Consider the following 20,691-nt stretch of genomic DNA (forward strand, 5'->3'; position numbering starts at 1 on the left):
CCGTTCAGCAGCGGTTCATGTGCAGCGCAGCATAAGGCCTCACACCCTCGCCGCATTCTGCCGGCGAAATATGCCGTCCGTTCGTGAAGGTCATCCGCATGAAGCTCGCCTCGTTCCTGCTGCTCTCCGCCGTTCTCCCGGTCGCAACGCTCGCCTCGCTGCTGCCCGCCTATGGCGCGGCGGCTCAATCGATCGTTCTGGCACAGGCCGATGACCCGGTTGCCGCGGCGGAGAAAGCGCTCAATGCAGCGGAGAAGGCACTGTCCAATGCCGAGGAGACAGGCGGCGACATCCGTGCCGCCCGCCGTTCGGTTGCCAATGCCATGAAGTCGCTGCGCGCCGCCGAGACAGCCGCGGGCAAGACGCCGGCCGAACCGGCAGCGCCCGCGCCGGCAGCGGCGCAGCCGCCGGCAACGGAGCCCGCTGCACCCGCCACGACGACGCCAGCACCGACCGCCGATGCACCGAAGCCCTACCAGCCGCCGAAGATCGAGCAGCCCGCGCCCCCGATACCGGCAGCGGAACCAAAGCCCGCGGCGCAGCCAAAGCCCGCCGCGCCCGCAAAGCCCGTCGCACCAGTTCCAGCACCCGCTGCCGCGCCGCCCGCGCGCCCGGCTCAGACCGCCAAGCCGTCGCGCCCGGCGCCCGAGGGCCCCGTCATCGTCCGTCGCGGCAACCTGACGGAGACGCGACAGCGCTACCCGGGCGGGGTGACCGTCATCGACCTTACCGATCGCAACAGTCGCCTCGTTCGCCGCGTCCAGATCGGGCCGGATGGCACCGAGACCGTGGTCATCGATCGCATGCGCCCGGGCGGCTATGACGAAGACCGCGCAGATTCGCCGCGCATCTATGATCCGCGCGAGGTTCCCCCGCCCCCCGGCATCGGCGGTCGCGGCGGCCTTGATGGCGGCCGGGCGAGCGAAGCCGAGATCGAGGGGGCATTACGCGGCCGTCCGGCGGCACCCGGCATGGGCGGCTACTCGATCAATGAAATCCGCCGTTCGGAGCGTCTGCGCGCCCGCGTCCAGGCGGTCGATCTAGACACGATCACCTTCGAGAGCGGATCGGCACGCGTTCCTGACGAAGAGGTCTGGAAGCTGGAGCGCATCGCGACCGCGCTTGGCCGCGTGCTCGACCGCTGGCCAAACCAGGTTTTCCTCATCGAAGGCCACACGGACGCCATCGGCACCCGGCTCGCCAACCAGGAACTTTCCGACCGGCGCGCCGCTTCGGTCGCCGGCATCCTGACCCGTTATTTCGGCATCCCGGCGCGCAGCCTCGTCACGCAGGGCTATGGCGAGGACTATCTGAAGGTGCCGACCGACGGACCTTCGCGGCAGAACCGCCGCGTGACGATCCGCAACATCACGCCGCTGCTCGGGCGCTGATCAGCTCCGCTTTGCCCCTCTCGTCTTGAGAGGGGCGATATCTCTCAGTGATGCAGGATCTGGCTGAGAAACAGCTTGGTCCGCTCGTGCTGCGGATTGGTGAAGAAGGTTTCGGGCTCGTCCTGCTCGATGATCTGGCCTCCATCCATGAAGATGACGCGATTGGCGACCTGGCGCGCGAAACCCATTTCGTGCGTCACGCAGATCATCGTCATGCCTTCGAGGGCGAGACCGACCATAACGTCGAGCACTTCCTTGATCATCTCGGGATCGAGCGCGGAGGTCGGCTCATCGAACAGCATCACGCGCGGGTTCATGCACAGCGAGCGGGCAATGGCGACGCGCTGCTGCTGACCGCCCGAAAGCTGGCCAGGATATTTGCTTGCCTGCTCGGGGATCTTGACGCGCGTCAGATAGTGCATCGCGACCTCCTCCGCTTCCCGCTTCGGCATCTTGCGGACATGCATCGGCGCGAGCGTGCAGTTTTCGAGGATGGTCAGATGCGGGAAGAGATTGAAGTGCTGGAACACCATGCCGACTTCACGCCGCACCTCGTCGATCTTCCTCAGATCGTTGGTGAGCTCGATCTGGTCGACGATGATCTTGCCCTTCTGATGCTCCTCGAGGCGGTTGATGCAGCGGATGAGCGTGGACTTGCCCGATCCTGAAGGACCGGCAATGACGATCCGTTCGCCGCGCATGACCTTCAGGTTGATATCGCGCAGCACATGGAACTCGCCGAACCATTTGTTGACGTCGATCATCTCGAGGGCAACGTCCGTCGACGAGACCTTGAGCGTGATCGGCGGTTCGGCAGCAGCAATCGCTTCGGTCATGACATCCCCTTCGAATCTATCCACGGTGGCTTCTGTCGAGCCGCCTTTCGGTAAACGCAGCGTAGCGTGACATGGAGAAGCAGAACGCCCAGAACACCAACGCCGCAAAAATATAGCCTGTGATGCCGGTGACCGGCGACGCCCATTTGGCGTCATTGGCCGAGGCCTGGATCTGCCCGAGCAGATCGAACAGACCGATGATCGCGACCAGCGTCGTGTCCTTGAACAGCGAGATGAACGAGCCGACGATGCCCGGAATGACCACGCGCAGCGCCTGCGGCAGGATGATCAGGCGCATCCGCTGCCAGTAGCTGAGGCCGATCGCCATCGCGCCTTCATATTGGCCGCGCGGGATCGCCTGCAGACCGCCGCGGATCACCTCGGCCATATAGGCGGCCTGGAACAGCGCGACGCCGATCAGCGCGCGCAGCAGTTTGTCGAAGGTCACGCCCTCGGGCAGGAACAGCGGCAGCATCACCGAGGCCATGAACAGGACCGTGATGAGCGGCACGCCGCGACACACCTCGATGAAGGTCACCGATGCCACCCGGACGACCGGCATCTTCGAGCGCCGCCCCAGCGCCAGCAGGACCCCGAGCGGCAATGACGCGACCATGCCGGTCACCGCGACGACCAACGTCACCAGGAGCCCGCCCCAATTGGCTGTCTCGACCGGGACAAGTCCGAAATCGGCGCCGGCGACAAGAAAGATGAAGGCGAGCCCGCCAAGGAAAATGCCGATCGGGGCGGCCGATTGGGCCGTCCTCAACCCAAGAAGCCGGGCGCCGAGCCCCGCCAGCAGGACGACCGCGAAGGACAGAAGCGCGAATTCAAGCGCGAAGCGAACCGGCCCCGGCGCGACAATGTCGTCCGGAAGGAACCGCCCGCGAAGGCGAAGATGGCCGCCGGTGAGGAGGACGAACGAGGCCAGCGGATAGATCGTCAGGAGGAACAGCGCGTTGAGCCGCTTGAACGGCGCGCGCGGGATAAGCATCGGCACCATCGCCACGGCCAGCATCAGGAACACGATGTCGACGCGCCAGCGCTGGTCGATCGGATAGCGGCCATAGATGAACTGCGGCAGATAGGCCTTCACATAGGCCCAGCAGGCGCCGCTCGCCTGCGCGCAGGCGGCGCGATCATCGCCGGTCCAGACCGCATCGATGATGGTGAAGCGGATGACCGGAACGAGGCACCAGACGATAAACAGCGCCGCAACGATCGTCAGCACGCTGTTGATCGGAGTTGAGAACAGGTTCTTCCTGGCCCAGCCGATCGGGCCGATCATGTTCGGCGGCGCCTTTTGCGGGCCGACCATCTCGTCGCGGACAAAAGCGGTTGAGGCCATCGTGCTCATCGGCGCCTCACCGTTCCACCAGCGCGACGCGCCGGTTCCAGATATTCATCACGAGCGAGGTGAGTAGGCTGAGGCCGAGATAGAAGATCATCCAGATGCTGACCATCTCCACCGCCTGGCCGGTCTGGTTCAAGACCGTGCCGCCGACCGAGACGAGATCGGGATAGGCGACGGCGACCGCGAGCGACGAGTTCTTGGTGAGGTTCAGATACTGGTTTGTGAGCGGAGGAATGATCACTCGCATCGCCTGGGGGATCACGACATAACGCAGCGTCTGCCCATTGCGCAAACCAAGCGAATGCGCCGCTTCCGATTGTCCCTTTCCGACGGCGCTGATACCGGCACGCACCGTCTCGGCGATATAGGCGGCGGTATAGAGCGAGAGCGCCAGCAGTAGGCCGAAGAATTCGGGAATGACCGTCATGCCCGAGCCGGCTTGGAAGCCGCGCCTCAGGATGGGGCCCTGGTCATTGAAGACCGGCACATCAAACGAGATCGGCCGACCCAACGCGAAGAAGGCGACAAGCGGCAGCCCGACGATCAGCGCAGCGCCGATCCAGCCGGCTGGCGGCGCCTGGCCGGTGGCCTCCTGCCGTTTGCGGCCCCAGCGGCCGACGAGCAGCGCGGCGATGATGCCGACAATGAGTGCGATGCCGACCGTGCCAGCGCCATCGGCGAAGACCGGCCGGGGGACATGCAGACCGCCGATATTGATGTGGAAGATGCCGAGAAACGTCCATTTCTCGCGCATGCCAGGCACGGAGCGCAGCACCGCGAAATACCAGAAGAAGAGCTGCAGCAGCAGCGGGATATTGCGCAGGATCTCGATATAGGCCGTCGCGATCCGCGATATCAGCCAATTGGACGAGAGCCTCGCCACGCCGATGATGAAGCCGAGGATCGTCGCGATCAGGATGCCGAGACCTGCGACCAGCAGCGTGTTGAGGAGGCCGACCAGCAGCGCGCGGCCGTAGGAGCTCGCCTCGGTATAGTCGACCAGCTTCTGGACGATGCCGAAGCCTGCCGTGCGATCGAGAAAGCCATAACCCGCGGCGATATTGGCCCGCTGCAGATTGCGGGCGGTGTTGTCGGCGATGTCCCAGGCGAACCAGACAAGCGCCACCACGAACGCGATCTGGAACACCAGGCCCCGCACGGCCGGGTTGTTGATGAAAGCGGCGGCGCGACCTCCAAAGGATCGAGCCCCGATATCCCCTGCTGCCATATCCCCTCGTCATCCGGCGTTTCGCCGGTCAGATGCGCGGTTGGCCTGCTTCACTCTCCGGATCTTGGCGCCCGGTCGGCAACGCGGCGGTCGCCGCGGACGGAAAACCGCCCGCGGCCATTCGCAATCGAAAGACTAGCGGATCGGCGGCGCGTACTGGATGCCGCCCTTCGACCAGAGATTGTTGAGCCCACGCGCGATGCCGAGCTTCGTCGACGGCCCGACATTGGCGTCGAATATCTCGCCGTAATTGCCGACGCCCTTGATGACGTTGTAGGCCCAGTCATTCGTCAGACCGATGCCGGTTCCGAAATCGCCTTCGACGCCGACGAAGCGCTTGATCTCAGGATTGTCGGAGGTCTTCTTCTCGTCGATGTTCGCCTTGGTCAGGCCGAGTTCCTCGGCATTGATCAGCGCGAACAGCGTCCACTTCACGACCGTGAACCACTTGTCATCGCCCTGGCGCACGGCCGGTCCGAGCGGCTCCTTGGAGATGATCTCGGGCAGGATCATATGGTCGTCGGGATTGGTGAGCTTCAGACGCTCGGCGTAGAGGCCGGAGGCGTCGGTCGTATAGGCGTCGCAGCGGCCGGCCTCATAGGCCTGCAGCACTTCTTCGTTCTTCTCGAAGGCGACGACCTCATAAGGCATGTTGTGCGAGCGGAAATAGTCGGCAAGGTTGAGCTCTGTCGTGGTCCCGGTCTGCGTGCAGACCTTGGCGCCCGAGAGCTCGAGCGCCGACGAGACGCCGAGCGACTTGCGGACCATGAAGCCCTGACCGTCGTAATAATTGACGCCGACGAACATCAGCCCAAGCGACGAATCGCGCGACATGGTCCAGGTCGTGTTGCGCGACAGCAGATCGACTTCGCCGGACTGAAGCGCGGTAAACCGCTCCTTGGCGTTCAACGGACTGAACTTGACCTTGGTCGGATCGCCGAAGATCGCCGAAGCGACCGCGCGGCAGAAGGACACGTCGAGGCCGCTCCACTCGCCCTTTTCGTCAGCGATACCAAAGCCGATCAGGCTCGGATTGACGCCGCACTGCACGAAGCCCTTGGCCTTCACGTCCTCGAGCGTTCCAGCGCTGGCGGCTGAGATGCCTGCCGTCGCCAACGCGGCGCCAGCGATGATCGATGCGATTAGTTTCTTCATTTTCTGCAGCCCTCTGTCGTTGTCGGATCATCCCATGCCGCATGATTGGCATGTCCTGCCGGATGGCTTTCAAACTCCGTGAGTACGGGCCAGAGCCCCTCAATCCCGGCGCTTCTGACGTCGCCGCGCCGACTATCGCGCGCTCGCCAAACCGTTGCGGCACGCCACCGGAAACGCTCCGACGACGTTTGACCGGACCATCTCAGGCGATTATGGCAGGCAGGTCAAGGGGCGAGCGCCGCACCTGACAGCAAATGCGCACATTGATGCGGCATGATGATTTTAGCGCCAGCGTTGCGCTTGAAGGAGAGCAGAATGGCGGATGGCAATGACAACGGCCGCGAAAAGCGCCCGCTGACTCGGCTGGCGCAAGGGGGACGCAGCCGATCGATCACGGGCGCCTTCGTCAATCCGCCGGTTGTCCATGCCTCGACCGTCCTGTTTCCCGATGTCGAGACGATGCGTCCGGGCGGCCAGCCCTACACATATGGCCGAACCGGAACGCCAACGACCGAAGCGCTTGAATCCGCGATGACGGAACTCGAAGGCGCGGCCGGCACCGTTCTCTGTCCCTCCGGCCTTTCCGCGATCTCGACGGCGCTTTTCGCGGTGCTCGGTAGCGGCGATCATCTTCTGATGGCCGACAACGTCTATGATCCGGCCCGCACTTTCGCCGACACGGTGCTGTCGAGGTTCGGCGTCGAGACTACCTTCTTCGATCCGCAGATCGGCGGCGGCATCGCAGCGCTGATGCGCGACACCACCCGCGCCGTCTATGTCGAAACCCCCGGCTCGCTGACCTTCGAGTTGACCGACATTCCGGCGATGGCGGCAGCAGCGCATGATAATGGCGCGCTCCTCATTGCCGACAACACCTGGGCGACGCCCTTCTATTGCAAGCCGCTGGCGCTCGGCGCCGACATCAGTCTGCTCGCCGCGACGAAATATATCGGCGGCCATTCAGACCTTATGCTCGGCACCGTCTCGGCCGCACCGTCCGCCTATGCCCGCCTCCGCTCGACCTATCTCGCGCTCGGTCTCTGTGTAGGCCCGGACGACATCTTTCTCGGCCTGCGCGGCCTCAGAACGCTTGGTGTGCGCCTCAATCATCACATGCGCTCAGGCCTTGCCGTCGCTCGCCATCTCGACGGACGCCCGGAGGTTGCGCGTGTGCTGCATCCCGGCCTTTCTGGACATCCAGGCCATGCGCTTTGGCAGCGCGACATGACCGGCGCCTCGGGCCTGTTCGGCGTCGTGATGGATGGCTGGAGCCAGGACAAGGCGACGGCCTTCCTGGAAGCGCTACAGATCTTCGGCCTCGGCTATTCCTGGGGCGGCTTTGAGAGCCTCGCAATTCCCGCGCGCCTGCGCCGCTCGGCAACCGACTGGCAGGCGACGGGTCCGCTGATCCGCCTGCATGTCGGTCTCGAGGACACCGAGGATCTCATCGCCGATCTCGACGCGGCCTTCGAGCGGGTCGGCAATCTCGCCTGACGGCGATCAGCCGACAGCCGCCTCGCGCTTTTCGCGGCGGATGAACCAGACATTGCGGAAATAGATGAAGAGGCCGCCGGCCTGGCCGGCGATGAAAACCGGGTCCTTGCGATAGATCGCATAGACCAGCAGCAGCGCGCCGCCGAGGATCGAGAAGGTCCAGAAGGCAGCCGGCACGACGCTGCGTCGCGCCCGCTCGCTCGCGACCCACTGCACGACGAAGCGCATCGTGAACAGGATCTGCGCCGCGAACCCGAGCAGCACCCACCAGTCGAGCTGCTGCACGAACACGGCATGCAGCCAGCCGCCAAGCGCATTGAACATATCAACCATCGAGCGAAATCTCCGTGGGGCTCGGCACGCGCTTGCGCCGCCGCCGCAGCCACCAGACACCGAAAAGATCGAGCGCGCCGGCAAGGCCGCGATCGAGAATGCCGTATTTGGACGCGCCGTGCCGACGGTTGCGGTCGACGACGTCGATATGCGTGACGATATAGCCTTCGCGAATGGCGAGAGCCGGCAGATACCGGTGCCAACCGTCAAAATACGGCAGCAATAGGAACACTTCGCGACGGATGGCCTTGAGGCCGCAGCCGGAATCGCGCGTGCCGTCCTTGAGGATCGCGCCACGCAGCCAGTTGGCGAAGCGCGAGGCAATCCGCTTGGCGCCGGAATCGGTGCGCTTCAGCCGCTGCCCTGCGGCGATCGCCGTCCGCTGGCCGCCCGCCTCGAGCGCATCGATCAATTTCGGCATGAAGGCGGGATCGTTCTGGCCGTCGCCATCGATCGTGACGACGATGGGCGCCCGGGCCGCGAGCAACCCCGTCCGCACGGCGGCGCTCTGCCCGCAGGAAGCGGCGTGGCGGATCAGCCGCAGCCATGGCCGTTCGCGCATCAGCGCCGTGATGGTTGATGGGGTATCGTCGTCGGAGCCATCATCGATGACGATGATCTCAAAGGACTGCGCGCCGAGCGCGACGCGGATCTCCTCGATCAACTCGGGCAGATTCTCGGCCTCGTTCTTGCCGGGAATGAGAACCGAAACACCCGGCAGCAGCCCGTCAGGCTTCGTCGATAGGCCCGACGCGGGGGAAGGTTCTGCCATACGAGCCGTCTCCGATCGATGCCAGCGCCGGAATGAAAAGGGGGCGGCCGACCAGCGCATCGACAAGGCTGGCGAGCACGATCACGATCCGCGCGGGACTTCGCGAGACCCGCCGGATCGCCCCGGAGCGCGCCCTTATAGTGCCTGTTGCACCGCGATGAAAGGCCCAGCCATAACGGGCAAAGACAGCCGACAGCCACATTGTGAAAGCGAAACCGACGATGAGGCCGGCAGCGACGTCCGAGGGATAATGCGCCCCCACGGCGACACGGCTGGCGCCGATCGCGAGACCGAAAAGCAGCAGGCCAATACGCCAGCGCGTAAAGACCAGAAAGCCGAGCGCGATCAGGGCGCCACCCGTCGCCGAATGGCCGGATGGGAAGCTCTGGAACTCATAGGCGAAATGCAGTGGCTGCAGCGTGAAGGCGCCGAACATGTCGAACGTCGGCGGCCGGCCGCGCCCGATCGGCTGCTTGACGATGTTGACGAGAATGCCGATGCCGCCGATCGAGGCAAAGACGAAGGCCGAGAGCGCCCCGACTTCGGCCCAGAACACGCGTGCGAAGCGCGGCGCAGCCTGCCAGCGGCACAGCAGCAGGAAAAGCACTAGGATGCCGGCCGGATAAAGCTCCCATTGCGACTTGCCGGCATCGGAAACAATCCGCAGCACTTCGACCACGACGCCCGGCAGCGCGCGGGCGCGATCGATCGAGATCGGGTCGAAGGCGATACCGATCACCAGCACGGTCACCGCAGCGGCCAAGCCGATCGCCAACCATTCGCCGAGGCGAAGGCGCGGCGGCTCGACATGGCTGCGCAGCGTGACGCGCATCGCCCTGCCCCGAATGGAAATGACATTATCGACGAAGCGCTGCTTCAACGCCTTGAGCCGGCTGTGGCGATCAAGCTTCAACGCTTCGCCTCCGGGAGGGTGAACACATGCATTTCGAGACGGCGTCCGCCATTGATGTTGTAGCCTTCGATGACCGCCCGCTCCTGCGGCGCGAGGCCGAGATCATCGGCGCGGCCGTTGAACATCGCCAGTTGCCGCCGCTCGACGAACGCCACGCGGCAACCTCCCTCCGAGAGGAAGGTCGCGGCGCGCTCACCGTCGATCAGCTGGATGGCGGTCCCCGCCACGAACACGAGGCTCGGCTCTTCGAAGCCGGCGCTTGCAAGCGCCGGCGAGGGACAGGACGCCGCTGCATGGCCAGCCGCGACCAGCCGCTCGCTGAGCCGCGTCTGCTGCAATCCCGGCAGGACGACGCCGAATGCGCCCCAATAGGCAACGATGGCTGCAAGCCCCGCGACGACGGCGCTGGCAACAGTCGATCGGCTGAACAGCTTCGCGGAAACCAGCCCGACGCCCGCCGCGGCGATGAGGATCAGCGTGCCGAGGATCGGCATCGCGTCACCAAGCAGGATGGCAATGGCGACGCCCGCAACGCCGAGCGCGACCGGCAGAAGAGCCGGCGCGAGCGCCAGGAAGCGCATGAACCAGTGCGTGCTCGCCTTGTTGATCACGCCGCGATCGATCGCATCGGCGGTCGCCATCGCGATGAGCGGGAACAGCGGCAGGATATAGTGCGGCAGCTTGGTCGGCACCGCCTCGACGATGACCCAATAGGGGATCACGGCGGTCGCGGCATAGAGGATCGAGGGCTGGCGCAGCCGGTCGAGAATCGAGGAGAGGCCGGCAAGAAAATAGGCTGCGAGCGGCCAGAAGGTGAAGACGAAGATCAACGCATAGGCGCCGGGAGGCGCGCCATGCGATTCCTGGACACTGACGACTTTCTGGAAGAGATCCTTGCCCAGCGCCTCCTGATAGAAGGCGCCGCGGCTGGCAAGCCCGATCCCGATGAACCAGGGCGCGACGACGAGCGCCATCCAGATCACGCCCGGCAGCGGCGCGAGGCGGCGCAACCATCCGAACGACCCGCGCACCAGCGACAGCACGATTACCGGACAGGCGATGGCGCCGACGCCGACCGGCCCCTTGATCAGGATCGACGCGCCGAGCGCCGTCCAGAAGATCGCGGCAAGCTTCAGCGAACGCTTGTTGTCGGCCGAGAGATAGGCTCTTGCGAGCGCGCCATGCGCCGCCGTGATCGTCACGAGCAGCACCATGTCGGTCTTGGCAAGACGCGCCTCGACTCCGACGAGAATGGTGGTTGCGACGAGCATTCCGGCAAGAAGCGCCGCGCGCGGCCGGCCAAATGCAATCGTCATCCACCAGGTCAGCATCGCAGCGGCAATGGCGCCGATGAAGGACGGCAGGCGATAGATGTAGATCGGCGCGTCGGGCCCGGTTCCGGTCAACCAGACCGCCGCAGACTGCAGCCAATAGATGCCGATCGGCTTCTTGTAGCGCGCCTCGTCCTGAAAGCGGATATCGAGATAGTTGCCCGTCTCGATCATCTGATGCGTCGCCTGCGCAAAGCGCGGCTCGTCGCGATCGATCGGCGGCAGCGTTGTGAGGCCGGGAATAAAGGCGAGAAAAGCGGTCACGGCGATGGCGAGAAGGCTCGCGACCGTGGAGGTGGCGATCCGCGAGATCAACGTGTCGATCGCGCGGCCGAGCCGAGCGATGCCGGAGCTATCGGGCTCCACAGGCGTTTCCGTGCTGCTCACGCGACCTCGCCGTTTCCTCTGCCTGCCCAGCCCGCCATCGATATTCGCCCGCTGCGGGATACAGGGAACCGCGCGGCGCGGCAACTGTGGCCTCGCGCCTTAGGCGAGGCACGACGCTGGGATCGCGGACACAGCGGCGCCCCAAAGGACATGCTATCGACGGAGCATGGACGGTCTCATCGCCTTTGGAATCCTTCTGCTCATCGCACTACCGATCATCACGGTGGTGTCGTTCTTCATGCTCATTGGCACCCGCCGCCGCCTCACCGCGGTCGAAAGGCGGCTGATCGCGATCGAGCAGGGTGCCGGCGCGCGGCCGCCGCTGCCGGACATGATCGTTCCGGAGCGAATCGATGAGGCCCCCGAGGTCGCCGCCGAGCCCGATGATTTCGCCGGAACCGACGCGACAGAACCAGCGCCGTCGGAAACGGCCGCCCCAGCGCGCGCCTCTGCCCCAAGCGGACCACGCGAAAGCCTCGAGCAGAAGCTCGGCGCGCGTTGGGCGGTCTGGGTTGGCGGTCTTGCGCTCGCGCTCGGAGCGATCTTCCTCGTCCGCTATTCGATCGATGCCGGCCTGCTCGGTCCGGGCATCCGCGTCGCTTTCGGCGCCGCCTTCTCGCTTGCCCTGCTCGCGGCCGGGGAATGGCTGCGCCGCTCACCGCGCGTCACGGCGTTCTCGGCGATTCCCGCCGCCAACATTCCGGGCATCCTGACGGCGGCAGGCACGGTCGGCCTGTTCGCCACCGTCTATGCAGCCTATGCACTCTATGCCCTGATCGGTCCGGCCAGCGCCTTCATCCTCTTCGCTGCCATCGGCCTCGGCACGATGGCAGCCGCCGCCCTGCATGGCCCCTGGCTCTCGGGCCTTGGCCTCGTCGGCGCCTATGCCACGCCGCTGCTGGTGGCCTCCCGTGATCCCAATCTCGCGATCCTCGCGTTTTACCTGACTTTCGTCAGCGCATCGGCCTTTGGCCTTGCCCGCATTCGCGGCTGGCGCTGGCTGGCCATCGCGGCCAGCGTCGGCGCGCTCGGTTGGGGCTTGCTGATGCTCGTGGGGACGACAAGCGACGCGCTGGTCGGCGCCGCTTATGCGCTCGCCTTCCTGGTGCTGACGCTGGTTTTCCTCGTCATCGACGTCCATCGCGACAGCGATCCGGAACCGACGCCGGATTGGCTCGCGAGCCTTGTTCTGGCCGGCGCCGCCGCTCTTCTGGTCGCCGGCAGCGCTGCTCACGCCTATCCGGCCACCAGTATCGTCGCAGCGCTTTTCGGTGGCGCGCTGATGCTGGCCGCCGCTTGGCGTTATGACGCCGTAGCGCTGGGTGGCGGCGTCGCCGCCGCGTTGGTCGTGGCGCTGCTCTACTTCTGGCCGGCCGCCAGCCAGGCCGCCGCTGAGCCGACGACCTATGTCGTCGATGCGGTCGCCGCTTATTTTCCCTTGCCGGCCACAATCGTCTTCTTCGCCAATGTCGCGGCGATCGGCGCCGCCGGATTGATCGCGACCGCGCTTGCGCGGTTCCGGCGCCATCCCGAGCCTGGCTCCTTCGCAACGGCCGCGCTTGTCGGCGCGGCGACGGCAGGCCCCCTGCTCATCATCGCGATGACCTATCTGCGGATTTCCGGCTTCACCGCAAATCCGGTGCTCGCCGCCGTCGCGCTGGCGCTCGCCGCGCTTTATAGCGCTCTCGCCGCCCGCGCCTCGTCGGCCGAGCGTCCCGATCATCCCGCGGATATCATCGCGACCGGGCTCTTCGCAGCCGGAACCGTCGGCGCGATCGCCTTCGCGCTCACCATGGCGCTCGATGGCGGCATCCTCACCACCGCTTTCGCGCTGACAAGCCTTGGCGCCGCCTGGGTGGAGACCAAGCGTCCGATCGTGGCGCTGCGCTATGCCGTGCTCGTCATGGCGATCGCCGTGTTCGGGCGGATCGCTTGGGATCCCTATGTCTTCGATATCCGCGCCGGATCGGCCGTCTATGTCTCGATCCTCGCCGGTTACGGCATTCCGACGCTGGCTTTTGGCGCCGCTGCCGTCCTGTTGCGGCGGCGCGCGACCGATCGGGCCGCGCTCGCGGCCGAGGCGGTTGCGCTGGCGATGCTCGCGCTCCTTGTCGTGTTCGAGATCCACGCGATCACATTCGGCGGCGATCTCCTCGCCGAAGATACACGGCTCGGCGAGCAGGGCCTCATCACCGCCACCGCCTTCGCCTTCGCGCTCGGCCTCACACGCCTCGGCCGCCGGGGCGCGAACCCTGTCACGTCCGTGGGCGCCATGATCGCCCGCTTCGTCGGCCTCCTCAACGCGGTGATCGCCCTTGGCTTCGCGCTCAATCCGCTCGTAACCGGCGAGCCGGTGGCCGGCTCGGCGCTGCTCAACGAGATCGTCCTAGCCTATTGGCTGCCAGCGCTGCTCGCCGGCCTCCTCGCCATGCAGCCGCTTCCGGCCGGCTCCGGGACCATCAGGCGATGGCTGCGGCTCGCGACCGGCCTCGCGGCGCTTGGGCTGGCCTTTGGCGGCATTTCGCTGGAAATCCGCTTCCTCTACGCAGCCAGCCCCGACCTGACGGTCGGCATCATCGGCTCGGCAGAATCCTACACCTATTCGGCGGTCTGGCTAGTGCTCGGCCTGTTGCTGCTCATCGGTGGGCTGCTGTTCGACGTGAAGGCCGCGCGTCTGGCCTCGGCCGTGGTGATCCTCATCGCGGTGCTGAAGGTGTTCCTGATCGACATGGGCAGCCTGGAGGGCATCTGGCGCGCGCTGTCCTTCATGGGGCTCGGTCTCGTGCTGATCGGGATCGGCCTGCTGTATCAAAGGCTGCTGTTCGGGGGCACACGAAGCACGGCCCCGCCCGCGCCGGAGGGTTGACCGGAACCCTCTGCGCTGGCGCTGCGTTCACCCTGCAGCAAAGGGAGAATGCCGATGTCCGATCCTATTCAGCCGACGACGCCCGAGCCGATGCCGCCAGGCCAGCCGATGCCGCCGATGCATGACCCGATCCCGACGCAGCAGCCGCCGGTCCAGCCGCCGGACATTCCCGGCAACGTACCGCGTGAACTGCCGCAGCAGGAGCCGCAGGAACTGCCGCCGACCAACCCAAAGGGCGGCCGTACGCCTTATCCGGTCAATGATCCGCCCATCGAGGATCAGCCCGGCTCCGAGCCGGACTACGTCCCGCCGCTCCAGCCCGAGCCGCCGGTTATGTAGGTCTTGACGAAGGCGTCCGGCGCCGCCATGAGAAGGCCGAGCCGGATATGCCAGATCGCGACAACACCTCGCCCATCCTGATCGTCGGCCCTTCCTGGGTCGGCGACATGGTCATGGCTGCGAGTCTGGTCGAAGCGGTGCGCAGGCGCTGGCCGGGGCGACCCATCGACATGCTGGCGCCGCCCTCCTCGCTGCCAATCGCGACGCTCATCGAAGGGGTCGAACAGACGATCCCCCTGGCGCTCGGGCACGGCCAACTTGGCCTCATGGACCGCTGGAAGATCGGCCGCGCTCTGAAGAAGCGCGGCTATGGCACGGCCATCGTGCTGCCACGCGCCTTCAAGGCTGTGATTCCGCCGTTCGCGGCCCGCATTCCCGAACGCATCGGCTATGCCGCCGAGGGGCGTTCGCTGCTTCTGACCGACGCGCGTTCCGATCGCGAGCGCAAGACCGCCCGCACCATCGATCGTTTCGTCGCCCTTGCGGGCCCCAGCGGCTCGCCACCGGTTTCGCCTCGCCCGGTGCTCAGGATGCCCCATCGCCCGACGCGCGAGCTTGAAAGCCGGCTCGGCCTGGACCTTTCTGCTCCATCGATCGCGTTCTGCCCGGGCGCAGAATATGGCCCCTCCAAGCGTTGGCCGGCCGAGAAGTTCGCCGGGCTCGCCCGTCTCGCGCATCGGGATGGCTATCGGGTCCGCCTTTTCGGCGGTCCCAAGGACAAACCGATCACGGCGGAGATCGCGGAAAAATCGGGCGTGCCGCTCGACGACCTCGCAGGACGTACCAGCCTGGTCGAGGCCGCCGCTTTGCTGTCGATCGCCGACGTCGTCGTCTCGAACGATACCGGCCTCATGCATGTCGCCGGCGCGCTCGACCGCCCGCTGGTCGTGCTCTACGGGTCGAGTTCGGAGAAGCTGACGCCGCCCACGGCACCGAATGCCGAGGCGCTGTCGCTCGAACTCAGCTGCCGGCCCTGCTTCGAGCGCACCTGCCCGCTCGGCACGCTGGCCTGTCTTGAAGGCATCGAGCCCGTATCCGTCTTCGCCGCTGTCAGGCGCGTCGCGGCGGCGGCTCTTTCCATGCCGGCCCCGATTGCGCTATCCACGCGGCGGCCGGCGGTCGAGTGACCCCGGCGCCGGGGACGGAAACATGGCGATAGCAGCGAGAGACGGCCGCGACACGATCCTCGTGACCGGGGGGGCGGGCTTCATCGGCTCCAACATCGCGCGGGCGCTGGCCGTCGACGGCTGGCGCATCGTGGTTGCCGATTGGTTCGGCACTGGCGGCAAGTGGAAAAACCTCGCCGACGTCCTGCTCGACGATGTGCTGACGCCGGAAGCGACGCTCGGCTGGATCGAGGCGCAACACGCCCGCGTCGAGGCGATCGTCCATATGGGCGCCATCTCGGCGACCACAGAGCCCGATGTCGATCTCATCGTCGCCCGCAACATCCGCGCGACGCTTGATCTCTGGGCGATTTCGGCCCGCCATGACGTTCGCCTGATCTATGCCTCTTCGGCCGCAACCTATGGCGACGGCAGCGCGGGTTTCGTCGACGACAATTCCGCCACCCATCTCGCCAGACTGCGCCCGCTCAACGCCTATGGCTGGTCGAAACTCGCCGTCGACCGCCGCTTCATCGCGGATGTCGCTGCCGGGCGGCCGACGCCGCCGCAATGGGCCGGCCTTCGCTTCTTCAATGTCTACGGACCCAACGAGGCGCATAAGGACGACATGCGCTCGGTGATCCACAAGATTTACCCGCTCGCCGCGTCCGGCGAGAGCGTGACGCTGTTCCGGTCGCATGATCCGAACTACCAGGACGGCGGCCAGCTCCGCGACTTCATCCATGTCGACGACTGCGTTGCCGTCATGCGCTGGCTGATCGCCAATTCCGGCGTGAACGGCATCTTCAATGTCGGCACAGGCAAGGCGCGCTCCTTCGCCGATCTCGCCCGCGCCGTTTTCGCGGCGCTCGGCCGCGAGCCGCGCATCACCTATGTCGACATGCCCGAGCGCATCCGGAACGCCTACCAGTACTTCACCGAGGCCGACGCGACGCGTTTGCGCACCGCCGGCTATGACGGCCAGTTCACCTCGCTCGAGGACGGCATTGCGCGCTATGTCGCCGCGCTGAAATCCGCCGAAACGCAATGAGCGGGCGCAAGGCCGCCTTTCTCGACCGCGACGGCGTGATCAATGTCGATCATGGCTATGTCGTCGATCCCGCTGCGCTCGACTTCATCGAGGGCGCGGAGGCTGCCATCCGGCGGCTGAACGAGGGCGGCTATGTCGTCGTCGTCGTCACCAACCAGTCCGGCGTCGCGCGCGGCTATTTCACCGAGGTGGATGTCGGCCGTTTCCATGATCATCTGCGCGAGCGGCTTGCTGCAGCCGGCGCGCGCATCGACGCGATCTATACGGCGCCGCATCACCCGGATGCGACCGTCCCCGCCTATCGCGCCGATCATCCCGATCGCAAGCCGCGTCCGGGCATGATTCTCCGCGCCTTTGCCGATCTCGACATCGCGCGCGACGGGTCCTTTCTTGTCGGCGACAAGAAAAGCGACATCGCAGCGGCCGAGGCGGCCGGCATTCCCGGCCATCTCTTCACAGGCGGCGACCTTGACGTCTTCATGGCCGGCGTGCTCGCTGCGGCAGCACTGGATCCGGCACCAGAGGGGGATCGATGAGCGAGAAGAGAAAGCCGGCCCGCATAGCCGTGATCGGCGACGTGATGGTCGATCGCTACATCACGGGTTCCGTCAATCGCATCTCGCCCGAGGCGCCGGTGCCAGTATTGCTGCATGGCGCGGAGCGCGTCGTTGCGGGTGGCGCAGCCAATGTCGCGGCGAATGCTGCCGCGCTCGGCGCGAGCGTCGCGCTGGTCGGATTGGTCGGGCATGACGCGGCGGCGGAATCGCTGCGCGGCGTGCTCGCCGATCATGCGGCGATCGATCTTTCCGGCCTCGTCATTGATGCCGATCGTCCCACCGTCACCAAGACGCGCGTGATGAGCGGCCGCCAGCAGATCGTCCGCATCGACGCGGAAGTCAGCGCGCCGCCTGGTGATCATGTCACCGATGCGTTGATTGCGCGCGGCAAGGTGGCGATCCGCGGCGCCGCGGTCGTGGTCCTCTCCGACTATGCCAAGGGCGCGCTGTCCGACGCTGTGATTGCAGCCCTGGTCGCCGAGGCCAACGCGCATGGCGTGCCCGTGATCGTCGATCCCAAGCGTCGCACCTTCGAAATCTATCGCGGTGCCGCGCTGGTGACTCCAAACCGCAAGGAACTCTTCGAGGCGACCGGCCTTGCCGACGACACTGATCTCGAGGCCGCCATCGCTGCCGAAGCGGCGGCGAACCAGTTCGGCGGCGATGTTCTCGTCACGCGGGCCGAGAAGGGCATGACGCTCTGGCGCCGCGACGGTGCGGTGAAACACGTGCCTGCCCATGCCCGCGAGGTGTTCGACGTTTCGGGCGCCGGCGATACAGTGCTTGCAGCCCTCGCCGTGTCGCTCGCCGAGGGCAGCACGATCGATACGGCGATGGAGATCGCCAATGCCGCCGCCGCGATCGCGGTCTCGAAGCTTGGCACCGCAGTGGTCACCCGCACCGAGCTCGATGCGGCACTGCATCGCGCGGCTGCCGACGCCGTGCATGCCGGTGCCCTCGTGGGCCGCGACGCTGCCGCCGACATCGCCGCCGGCTGGCGCGCGCGCGGCGAGACCGTAGTCTTCACCAATGGGGTGTTCGATCTCGTCCATCCCGGCCATATCGGCCTGATCGAGGCCGCAGCGCGCGAGGGCGACCGACTGATCGTCGGCCTCAATTCAGATGCGTCGGTGAAACGTCTCAAGGGCGACAGCCGTCCGCTGCAGGACGAGGAAGCGCGCGCCCGCGTCATCGGTGCGCTCCGCGACGTCGACCTTGTGGTGCTGTTTCCCGAGGATACGCCGCTGCAGCTCATCGAAGCCGTTCGGCCGGATGTCCTGGTCAAAGGCGCCGACTACAAGCCCTCAGAGGTCGTCGGCGCCGATTTCGTGATCGCGGCAGGCGGACGCCTCGTGCTCGCCGATATTCTCGCTGGCCGCTCGACCAGCGCGCTCGTCGCCGCGGCGCGGACATGAACACGCTGGCCGCCGCCCGGCGCTGGGCAATCGAACGCGCCCTGCCGCTCTGGTCGACGACCGGCTTCGATGCCCGGATCGGGCTTTTCCACGAGCGGCTCGACCTCGACCGCCGGCCCCTCGCCGCCTGCCCGCGCCGCGTCATGGTGCAGGCACGGCAGATCGCGAGCTTCTCCCGCGCCAGCCTCGTCGGCTGGCATCGGCCGGGCGCCGAGGCCGACGCGCTGGAAACGGTCATCCGCCTCTATCACAAGCGCGACGGAGCGCCCGGCTGGATCTTCTCGCTCCATCCCGACGGCAGCCCGGCCTCGACCGTGCGCGATCTCTATGCGCACGCCTTCATCCTCTATGCGATCGCCTGGGGCTATCGCACGTTCGGGTCGCCGAAGCTCATCGCGCTGGCGGACGAGACGCTTGCCGACATGGACCACATCTTCGCCGCCCCGCATGGCGGCTTTCGCGATGCCGTGCCGGCCGCCGACGACATTCGCCGGCAGAACCCGCATATGCACCTGCTGGAAGCGCTGCTCGCGCTTCATCAGGCGACGGGTGCCGAGCGCTACATGGCCCGCGCGGAGCATCTGATCGCCCTCGCCACCGATCGCTTCATCGCGGCGGATGGCGGCGCTTTGATCGAGGATTTCGGCCATGACTGGCAGCCGCTCGAGGCGGCCGGCGAAAACCGCGTCGAGCCGGGCCATCTCTTCGAATGGGCATGGCTGCTCGGCGAATATGCCCGGCTCGGCGGTACCATCGACAACGGCGTGCGCGAACGGCTGATCGCCTTTGCAACCCGGACCGGGCTCGACCCGGCCACGGGCCGGATTGTCGATGCCGTCAACGAGCGCGGCACGGTTCTGGCGGCGTCGACCCGCTCCTGGCCGCATGCCGAAGCGGTCAAGGCCTTCGCGGCCGCCGCACTCGGTGGCGCGGCCGATGCCGAGCGCGCGGCGGATCTGGTGCTCGGTATGCTCATGCAGACCTTTGCACCCGATTGCCTCGAAGGCGGCTGGATCGATCGCTTCGACGCCTCCGGCACTCCGTTGGTCGATCACATGCCGGCCAGCACGCTCTATCATATCTCCGGCGCAATCCTGGAGGCCGATAGAGCTTTTGGATCAAGGTCTTCCGTCTGAAAGCGGACTCAATGCCTGAAGCGCGCGCCAGACCTCGTCCGGCGCATGATCGGCGAGGCAAGGCGGGCCCTCACCGAAATCCGGCCGGACCGCGCAGCCCGACTTCTCGCAGGGCGCGCAGGGCAGCCGACCGATGAATTCCCGCGCCCTCGCACCGATGAGGCCGGTCAGGCCGGGATTGGTCGGGCCGTACAGCCCGATGGTCGGCAGGTCGAAGGCGGCAGCGAGGTGTCCGAGGCCGGTATCGACCGTCACCACGCCTTCCGCCCCGGCAATGACCGGGATCACCGCCTCGAGTCGCCCCGGTGGCAGGCGGCGCACGGCGGGAATGCCTTCGGCGATCGCCTCGACACGGGCCCGCTCCTGTTCGCCATGGGCAAAGACCAGCGCATCGAGGCCAGCCTCACCGGCCGCTCTGGCGAGCGCACGCCAGCCTTCGACGGTCCAGGTCTTGGTCGGCCAGGTCGTCCCGTGGATCAGGACGATATAGGGCCGTGTCGTGGACCGGGCCGCGATCGCACCCCGATCGAGACCCGAATCGGCGGGCGTCTCCGGCATCGGATAGCCAAGCATGGCCGCGAACAGGCGGCGGATGCGCGTAGCCATGTGTTCGACCTCGGGCAGCGCATGACCGATGTCATAAGTGAGCGCGGCCATGCCCTCGCGGGCGGTATCGCGGCTGAAGCCATGGCGGCGGCCGCCGCGCGCCAGCCGGCCGACGATCGCGCTCTTCACCAGCCCTTGGGCATCGACGATGAGATCGTAGCGAACCGCCCGCAGCTCATGCATGGCAAGACGAAGATCGCCGAGCGCGGCGCGCGGCGTCTTCTTCATGCGCCGGATCGGCAGCGGGATCACCCGGCGAATCGCGGGATGCAGCCGCGCAAGCGGGGCGAAGGCCTCGTCCACGACCCAGTCGATCTCGATGCCCGGCAGCGCTGACGCCGCATCGGTCAGCGCCGGAAAGGTGTGGACGACATCGCCGAGCGAGGAGAGCTTCACAAGGAGCACGCGCATGCGAGAGCCT

At 66.4% G+C, this 20,691-nt stretch carries 18 protein-coding genes; 9 read left to right on the forward strand and 9 right to left on the reverse strand.

Annotated elements, in window-relative coordinates; genetic code table 11:
• Window positions 1-98: 98 nt before the first annotated feature.
• The gene (locus LB518_RS17935) at window positions 99-1,391 is read left to right on the forward strand and encodes an OmpA family protein (protein ID WP_224579101.1); all 1,293 of its coding nucleotides are present in this window, start codon (window positions 99-101) and stop codon (window positions 1,389-1,391) included.
• A 44-nt stretch (window positions 1,392-1,435) separates the two neighbouring features.
• Here the strand turns inward: LB518_RS17935 and LB518_RS17940 are convergent, their stop codons facing one another.
• The 4 genes from LB518_RS17940 to LB518_RS17955 all read right to left on the reverse strand — a co-directional run bounded on the left by LB518_RS17940 (window position 1,436) and on the right by LB518_RS17955 (window position 5,964).
• Window positions 1,436-2,227, reverse strand: coding sequence for an amino acid ABC transporter ATP-binding protein (locus LB518_RS17940; protein ID WP_286198754.1), 792 nt, complete (start codon window positions 2,225-2,227; stop codon window positions 1,436-1,438).
• Between the two features lie 16 nt (window positions 2,228-2,243).
• Entirely contained in the window at window positions 2,244-3,584 is a 1,341-nt protein-coding gene (locus tag LB518_RS17945) for an amino acid ABC transporter permease (protein ID WP_224579103.1), read from the reverse strand.
• 7 nt (window positions 3,585-3,591) lie between these two features.
• A complete protein-coding gene (locus LB518_RS17950) occupies window positions 3,592-4,809 on the reverse strand; it encodes an amino acid ABC transporter permease (protein ID WP_224579105.1) in 1,218 nt (405 codons plus the stop codon).
• Between the two features lie 135 nt (window positions 4,810-4,944).
• Complete coding sequence (locus LB518_RS17955; RefSeq protein WP_224579107.1) at window positions 4,945-5,964, reverse strand: amino acid ABC transporter substrate-binding protein; 1,020 nt, start codon at window positions 5,962-5,964, stop codon at window positions 4,945-4,947.
• Window positions 5,965-6,279: 315 nt separating this feature from the next.
• Between LB518_RS17955 and metC the strand changes: the two genes are divergently transcribed.
• Window positions 6,280-7,458, forward strand: coding sequence for a cystathionine beta-lyase (gene metC / locus LB518_RS17960; protein ID WP_224579109.1), 1,179 nt, complete (start codon window positions 6,280-6,282; stop codon window positions 7,456-7,458).
• A 6-nt stretch (window positions 7,459-7,464) separates the two neighbouring features.
• Here metC and LB518_RS17965 read toward each other — a convergent pair whose 3' ends face one another.
• Genes LB518_RS17965 through LB518_RS17980 form a run of 4 tightly spaced genes read right to left on the reverse strand, consistent with a single transcriptional unit; the run spans window position 7,465 to window position 11,194 of the window.
• Complete coding sequence (locus LB518_RS17965) at window positions 7,465-7,791, reverse strand: lipid-A-disaccharide synthase N-terminal domain-containing protein (protein WP_224579111.1); 327 nt, start codon at window positions 7,789-7,791, stop codon at window positions 7,465-7,467.
• The gene (locus LB518_RS17970) at window positions 7,784-8,563 is read right to left on the reverse strand and encodes a glycosyltransferase family 2 protein (RefSeq protein ID WP_224579112.1); all 780 of its coding nucleotides are present in this window, start codon (window positions 8,561-8,563) and stop codon (window positions 7,784-7,786) included. Before LB518_RS17970 ends, LB518_RS17965 begins: the two co-directional genes overlap by 8 nt.
• The gene (locus LB518_RS17975) at window positions 8,520-9,476 is read right to left on the reverse strand and encodes a phosphatase PAP2 family protein (RefSeq protein ID WP_224579114.1); all 957 of its coding nucleotides are present in this window, start codon (window positions 9,474-9,476) and stop codon (window positions 8,520-8,522) included. The genes LB518_RS17970 and LB518_RS17975 overlap by 44 nt, the downstream gene beginning before the upstream one ends.
• A complete protein-coding gene (locus tag LB518_RS17980; protein ID WP_224579116.1) occupies window positions 9,473-11,194 on the reverse strand; it encodes an ArnT family glycosyltransferase in 1,722 nt (573 codons plus the stop codon). Before LB518_RS17980 ends, LB518_RS17975 begins: the two co-directional genes overlap by 4 nt.
• A gap of 166 nt (window positions 11,195-11,360) precedes the next feature.
• On the opposite strand from LB518_RS17980, the gene LB518_RS17985 reads away from it, so the two are divergent.
• The 7 genes from LB518_RS17985 to LB518_RS18015 are packed head-to-tail and all read left to right on the forward strand — an operon-like array spanning window position 11,361 to window position 19,664.
• Window positions 11,361-14,060 (forward strand): DUF2339 domain-containing protein, encoded by a 2,700-nt coding sequence (locus LB518_RS17985; protein ID WP_224579118.1) that lies wholly within the window; start codon window positions 11,361-11,363, stop codon window positions 14,058-14,060.
• 54 nt (window positions 14,061-14,114) lie between these two features.
• On the forward strand, window positions 14,115-14,399 hold the full coding sequence (locus LB518_RS17990; RefSeq protein ID WP_224579119.1) for a hypothetical protein: 285 nt from the start codon (window positions 14,115-14,117) through the stop codon (window positions 14,397-14,399).
• A 47-nt stretch (window positions 14,400-14,446) separates the two neighbouring features.
• Window positions 14,447-15,526 carry a lipopolysaccharide heptosyltransferase II gene (gene waaF, locus LB518_RS17995; protein WP_224579120.1) on the forward strand — a complete coding sequence of 360 codons (1,080 nt, stop codon included), beginning with the start codon at window positions 14,447-14,449 and terminating at the stop codon, window positions 15,524-15,526.
• 22 nt (window positions 15,527-15,548) lie between these two features.
• The gene (gene rfaD / locus LB518_RS18000; RefSeq protein ID WP_224579121.1) at window positions 15,549-16,556 is read left to right on the forward strand and encodes an ADP-glyceromanno-heptose 6-epimerase; all 1,008 of its coding nucleotides are present in this window, start codon (window positions 15,549-15,551) and stop codon (window positions 16,554-16,556) included.
• Window positions 16,553-17,092 (forward strand): D-glycero-alpha-D-manno-heptose-1,7-bisphosphate 7-phosphatase, encoded by a 540-nt coding sequence (locus LB518_RS18005; protein WP_224579122.1) that lies wholly within the window; start codon window positions 16,553-16,555, stop codon window positions 17,090-17,092. Before rfaD ends, LB518_RS18005 begins: the two co-directional genes overlap by 4 nt.
• Window positions 17,089-18,528, forward strand: coding sequence for a D-glycero-beta-D-manno-heptose-7-phosphate kinase (rfaE1, locus tag LB518_RS18010; RefSeq protein WP_224579123.1), 1,440 nt, complete (start codon window positions 17,089-17,091; stop codon window positions 18,526-18,528). Before LB518_RS18005 ends, rfaE1 begins: the two co-directional genes overlap by 4 nt.
• Complete coding sequence (locus tag LB518_RS18015; RefSeq protein ID WP_224579124.1) at window positions 18,525-19,664, forward strand: AGE family epimerase/isomerase; 1,140 nt, start codon at window positions 18,525-18,527, stop codon at window positions 19,662-19,664. The genes rfaE1 and LB518_RS18015 overlap by 4 nt, the downstream gene beginning before the upstream one ends.
• Here the strand turns inward: LB518_RS18015 and waaC are convergent.
• The gene (gene waaC, locus LB518_RS18020) at window positions 19,647-20,681 is read right to left on the reverse strand and encodes a lipopolysaccharide heptosyltransferase I (RefSeq protein ID WP_224579125.1); all 1,035 of its coding nucleotides are present in this window, start codon (window positions 20,679-20,681) and stop codon (window positions 19,647-19,649) included. The two genes, LB518_RS18015 and waaC, sit on opposite strands and share 18 nt — an antisense overlap.
• Window positions 20,682-20,691 lie beyond the last annotated feature (10 nt).

The sequence above is a fragment of the Mesorhizobium sp. BR1-1-16 genome (assembly GCF_020165495.1).
In the GTDB taxonomy this organism is placed as follows: domain Bacteria; phylum Pseudomonadota; class Alphaproteobacteria; order Rhizobiales; family Kaistiaceae; genus Kaistia.

What these genes read in the sequence shown, in the direction of transcription:
- LB518_RS17935 (WP_224579101.1), top strand. Translation starts at nt 99, where the DNA reads ATGAAGCTCGCCTCGTTCCTGCTGCTCTCCGCCGTTCTCCCGGTCGCA.
- LB518_RS17940 (WP_286198754.1), bottom strand. Translation starts at nt 2,227, where the DNA reads ATGACCGAAGCGATTGCTGCTGCCGAACCGCCGATCACGCTCAAGGTC.
- LB518_RS17945 (WP_224579103.1), bottom strand. Translation starts at nt 3,584, where the DNA reads ATGAGCACGATGGCCTCAACCGCTTTTGTCCGCGACGAGATGGTCGGC.
- LB518_RS17950 (WP_224579105.1), bottom strand. Translation starts at nt 4,809, where the DNA reads ATGGCAGCAGGGGATATCGGGGCTCGATCCTTTGGAGGTCGCGCCGCC.
- LB518_RS17955 (WP_224579107.1), bottom strand. Translation starts at nt 5,964, where the DNA reads ATGAAGAAACTAATCGCATCGATCATCGCTGGCGCCGCGTTGGCGACG.
- metC (WP_224579109.1), top strand. Translation starts at nt 6,280, where the DNA reads ATGGCGGATGGCAATGACAACGGCCGCGAAAAGCGCCCGCTGACTCGG.
- LB518_RS17965 (WP_224579111.1), bottom strand. Translation starts at nt 7,791, where the DNA reads ATGGTTGATATGTTCAATGCGCTTGGCGGCTGGCTGCATGCCGTGTTC.
- LB518_RS17970 (WP_224579112.1), bottom strand. Translation starts at nt 8,563, where the DNA reads ATGGCAGAACCTTCCCCCGCGTCGGGCCTATCGACGAAGCCTGACGGG.
- LB518_RS17985 (WP_224579118.1), top strand. Translation starts at nt 11,361, where the DNA reads ATGGACGGTCTCATCGCCTTTGGAATCCTTCTGCTCATCGCACTACCG.
- LB518_RS17990 (WP_224579119.1), top strand. Translation starts at nt 14,115, where the DNA reads ATGTCCGATCCTATTCAGCCGACGACGCCCGAGCCGATGCCGCCAGGC.
- waaF (WP_224579120.1), top strand. Translation starts at nt 14,447, where the DNA reads ATGCCAGATCGCGACAACACCTCGCCCATCCTGATCGTCGGCCCTTCC.
- rfaD (WP_224579121.1), top strand. Translation starts at nt 15,549, where the DNA reads ATGGCGATAGCAGCGAGAGACGGCCGCGACACGATCCTCGTGACCGGG.
- LB518_RS18005 (WP_224579122.1), top strand. Translation starts at nt 16,553, where the DNA reads ATGAGCGGGCGCAAGGCCGCCTTTCTCGACCGCGACGGCGTGATCAAT.
- rfaE1 (WP_224579123.1), top strand. Translation starts at nt 17,089, where the DNA reads ATGAGCGAGAAGAGAAAGCCGGCCCGCATAGCCGTGATCGGCGACGTG.
- LB518_RS18015 (WP_224579124.1), top strand. Translation starts at nt 18,525, where the DNA reads ATGAACACGCTGGCCGCCGCCCGGCGCTGGGCAATCGAACGCGCCCTG.
- waaC (WP_224579125.1), bottom strand. Translation starts at nt 20,681, where the DNA reads ATGCGCGTGCTCCTTGTGAAGCTCTCCTCGCTCGGCGATGTCGTCCAC.